Source organism: Inquilinus limosus MP06 (assembly GCF_000767795.1).
Classification (GTDB): domain Bacteria; phylum Pseudomonadota; class Alphaproteobacteria; order DSM-16000; family Inquilinaceae; genus Inquilinus; species Inquilinus limosus_E.
The window spans coordinates 1-1340 of record NZ_JANX01000969.1 but is presented as its reverse complement, the minus strand read 5'-3'; the positions used below and the strand labels follow the sequence as shown (position 1 = coordinate 1340).

The 1340-nt window shown below is 69.5% G+C and carries 2 protein-coding genes; both read left to right on the top strand.

What is annotated here, in order from left to right; all coding sequences use genetic code 11:
* Window positions 1-893, top strand: an 893-nt coding sequence (locus P409_RS34490) for a MotA/TolQ/ExbB proton channel family protein (protein WP_034849412.1), incomplete at its 5' end; no start/stop codon positions are given.
* A gap of 9 nt (window positions 894-902) precedes the next feature.
* Window positions 903-1310 (top strand): ExbD/TolR family protein, encoded by a 408-nt coding sequence (locus P409_RS34485; protein ID WP_034849411.1) that lies wholly within the window; start codon window positions 903-905, stop codon window positions 1308-1310.
* Window positions 1311-1340: the final 30 nt, after the last annotated feature.

The window sequence follows — 1340 nt, the reverse complement described above, 5'->3', positions numbered from 1 at the left end:
CCCCGCCCGCCCCCGCCTTCACCCATTACGTCGGCGAGCTGGACGAGCTGGAGATCGCCAATGTGGCACGGCCGGGCCCGGCGATCCTGCTGGCCGCCCGCAGCGCCGCGGCCGATAGCAGGCTGCTGGCCTTCGGCACCGACGAGGAGGGCTCGGGCTTCGACCTCGGCCACTTCAACGCCATCCTCGCCTCGGTCACGGTCGATGGCTGGGCGATCATCGGGATCCTGGGCCTGATGCTGCTGCTGAGCTGGGCGGTGATGCTGGCGAAGGTCGGCTACGTCAACCGGGTCGCCAACGCCAACAAGCGCTTCCTGGTGCCGTTCCGCCGGCTGGTGGCCGATCTCGCCGCGCTCGACCAGGGCGACCCGGACGACGCCACCGCGCCGGCCCGGCTGGCGGGCGGCACCGAGGCCAGGACCTACCGCAACGCCTCGCTGTACCGCCTCTACCATGTCGGCGCCGAGGAGATCAGCCACCGGGCCAAGGCGGCGCGCGGCAAGCCGGGCCGGCTGGTGCTGTCGCCGGAATCGATCGCGGCGATCCGCGCCACGCTGGACGCCACGCTGACGCGCGAGATCCAGCGCGCCAACCGGCTGATGGTGGTGCTGACCATCGCCATCTCCGGCGGCCCGTTCCTCGGCCTGCTCGGCACCGTGGTCGGCGTCATGATCACCTTCGCCGCGATCGCCGAGAGCGGCCAAGTCAACATCAACTCGATCGCGCCCGGCATCGCCGGCGCGCTGGTCGCCACCGTCGCCGGCCTCGCCGTCGCGATCCCGGCCCTGTTCGGCTACAACTACCTGGCCAGCCGCATCCGCGACATCACCGCCGACATGCAGGTCTTCGTCGATGAGTTCACGACGAAGATGGCCGAATTCTATGCGCGCTGAGGATCCGCCATGCAGGTCCAGTCGGAAAACAAGCCGTATGACGACATCAACGTCACCCCGATGCTCGACCTCGCCTATGTGCTGCTGCTGATCTTCATCATCATGACGACGGCGGCGGTGCAGGGCATCGAGGTGAACCTGCCGAAGGCCAGCGCCGCCGCCAGCATGTCGCAGCCGCAGATGCGGGCGATCTCGATCGACAACCAGGGGCAGGTCTTCCTCGACACCATCCCGGTGTCGATGCCGGAGCTGGAGAGCCGCATCGCCCAGATCAAGGCGACCGTCCCCGACTTCCCGGTGGTGATCAAGGCCGACCAGGCGGTGCAGTACGCCCGGGTGATGGATGTGCTGGACCTGCTGCGCCGGGTCGGCGTGCAGCAGGTCGGCCTCGTCTCGCAGCGCCCGGCGGCGGGCTGAGCGGGCGGGGAAGGACAGGGCCGATGGAAG